The following is a 2,430-nucleotide window of genomic DNA, read 5'->3' as shown; positions in this document are numbered from 1 at the left end:
GGCGTAGGTCGCGCCGCGGGCGCGGGCGAGGTCGGCGAGCCCGGCGACGTAGCCGCCCGGGTCGCGGCAATGGCCCGCCTCCTCGACCATCACCCCGAAGGTGTAGCGGCGATGCAGGGTCGGCTCGCGCTGGCGCAGCTCGTCGGCCGAGAGCTCGAGCCATCGCACGCCGACCGCGCGGCGGATCGCCCAGGCCGCGGCGTCGGCCGCGAAGGCCGCCCGGTCGGGATAGACGTGCAGCAGGCCGCGCCGCTCGATCAGGTGGCCGAGGCCGGCCTCCTCGGCGAGGCCGGCATGGAGGCGGGGCGCATCCGCCAGCAGGGTGCGCATCGCCCGCGCCGTCTCGGCGATCTGCCGCCCGGTGCGCGCCGCCCAGATGTAGCGCACCAGCCAGGGCAGCACCCGGGGCAGGTAGCGCCAGCGGATGGCCAGCGGCCCGAGCGGGTCGGCGAGGTAGGACGGCACGCGCTTCCAGATGCCGGGCTCCGCCGGCGGGATCACCGAGTGCGACGAGAGCCAGCCGGCATTGCCGTAGCTCGACGCCTGCTCCCCGCCGGGCACGCCCGGATCGACCACCGTGACGCGATGGCCGGCGCGCAGGCATTCGAGCGCGCTCACGGTCCCGACCGCCCCCGAACCGATGATCACGACGTGGCGGGCCGATGGCTCGGTCATGGGTTGCGTATCCTGCCGGGGGGCGCGTGCGCCTCGCATCCGGGGTCAGTAGTCAACCCGGGCACCTGCGAGCAACGCCGCCCTCGGCGGCCCTGCCCATGCCGGGGAGCATAGGGCGTCGCCTTGCGCCGCGACGCGCTTGCTTCGAAGGCTGCCGACGAGGGAAGGGAAATTCCTTACCTCAAGCCGCCGAGGCCGCGATGGGTCCCCTCGTACGAGAGCGCAGCAAGATCACCGCGAAGGGCCAGACGACCGTCCCGAAGGTCGTGTGCCAGGCCCTGGGCGTCAGCTACGGCGGCGAGATCGCCTACGTCGTCGACGAGGGCGGCGTGCGCCTCACCCGCGTCGAGGTCGAGGAGGCGGACCCCGTGATCGAGGGATTCCTGGCCTTCCTCGCCCAGGACATGGCGCGCCGGCCGCAGGCCATCACGCCCTTCCCCGCCGATCTGATGGAGCGCATGTCGGCCCTCGCCGAGGGGATCGACGCCGATCCCGGCGCGGACATCGACGGTCCCGTGGCACTCTGATCGATGACGGTCGTCGGCGCGTGGACGATCTTCGCCCATCCGCTGCTGCTCGACCAGCTCGAGACGCTGACCGCCACCGTGGAGAAGGCCAAGGCCGACGACCCGGACGGGTACCGCAGGACCGCCAACGCGAAGCTGCTCGCGGTCTTGCGGAGATTGATGTTCGAGACCGTCCCGCAGGACCCGTCCCGGGCCGAGTACCGCCAGGGCGACCCCCTCGGCGCGTCCCGAAAGCATTGGTTCCGGGCCAAGTTCGGCAACGGCCGCTTCCGCCCGTTCTTCCGCTACGACAGCCGGACCAGGATCCTGATCTATGCGTGGGTGAACGACGCGGAGACGCTGCGCACCTACGGCGCGAAGACCGACGCCTATGCCGTGTTCGAGCGGATGCTCGACAAGGGCCATCCCCCCGACGATTGGGCGACGTTGCTCGCGGCGGCGTCCGCAGGGCCGCCGAAAGCGCGCCTGAAGACCGCAGCAGCGAAATAGCCGACCGACGGTCCGCAAGGGCGCCCCTGCCGGGCGCTTCGCGCGCAGGAGCGGCACTCAGGCCTGGTTCAGTCCCTCGTCGCGGCCGGCGGCATCGCCGCTAATCCACCACCAGCTCGACCCGGTCGGCGACGAACACGGAGGCCGCGGCCAGGATGCGTTTGCCGGCGGCGTCGACGTTGACGCTGGCGACCGTGAGCAGGGTCCGCCCCGGCGCCACGTCGAGGCGGCTGGCCTCCTCCGCGGTGGCGGTGCGTGCCCCGATCCGCGTCGAGAGGCGGGTGTAGTCGGCGATGCCGAACCCGGCGAAGGCGCGGGTGATCGAGCCGGAGGCGGCGTAGGCCTCGGCGAAGCCGGCGAAGCGCGGCAGCGGCAGGGCGATCCGCGCCGCCGAGATCGGGGCGTCGTCGGCCCGGTGCAGGGTCAGCATCTCGATCACCGGATCGCCGGCCGCGAGCCCCAGGGCCTCCGCCGTCTCGAGGCTCGCTGGCACCGTCGCCGCCGCGACGAGGTCGCCCCAGGCCTGGCGGCCGGCCCGGGTGACGATCTCGGAGAACCGGGTGCGCGGCCCGATCGGATAGGGGATCGGCCCCGGCTCGACGAAGGTGCCGCGCCCCTGCGTCGCCCAATCGTCGGGGGGATGGCCCTTGTCGAGCATCCGCTCGAACACGGCATAGGCGTCGGTCTTCGCGCCGTAGGTGCGCAGCGTCTCCGCGTCGTTCACCCACGCATAGATCAG

The 2,430-nt window shown here is 72.9% G+C and carries 4 protein-coding genes; 2 read left to right on the top strand and 2 right to left on the bottom strand.

Features of this window, described 5'->3' with window-relative positions; genetic code table 11:
- Positions 1–675 (bottom strand): FAD-dependent oxidoreductase (locus tag FV223_RS25380; protein ID WP_147729541.1); only part of this gene is annotated, 675 nt, incomplete at its 3' end.
- A 200-nt stretch (positions 676–875) separates the two neighbouring features.
- Here FV223_RS25380 and FV223_RS25375 point away from each other — a divergent pair.
- On the top strand, positions 876–1,202 hold the full coding sequence (locus FV223_RS25375; protein WP_147729540.1) for a type II toxin-antitoxin system PrlF family antitoxin: 327 nt from the start codon (positions 876–878) through the stop codon (positions 1,200–1,202).
- A gap of 3 nt (positions 1,203–1,205) precedes the next feature.
- Positions 1,206–1,691 carry a type II toxin-antitoxin system YhaV family toxin gene (locus FV223_RS25370; RefSeq protein WP_147729539.1) on the top strand — a complete coding sequence of 162 codons (486 nt, stop codon included), beginning with the start codon at positions 1,206–1,208 and terminating at the stop codon, positions 1,689–1,691.
- Between the two features lie 100 nt (positions 1,692–1,791).
- Here FV223_RS25370 and phnF read toward each other — a convergent pair.
- A partial coding sequence (gene phnF, locus FV223_RS25365; protein WP_147729538.1) for a phosphonate metabolism transcriptional regulator PhnF occupies positions 1,792–2,430 on the bottom strand: 639 nt, incomplete at its 5' end.

The sequence above is a fragment of the Methylobacterium sp. WL116 genome (assembly GCF_008039455.1).
Taxonomy (GTDB): Bacteria; Pseudomonadota; Alphaproteobacteria; order Rhizobiales; family Beijerinckiaceae; genus Methylobacterium.
This window is presented reverse-complemented; position numbering and strand designations above follow the sequence as displayed.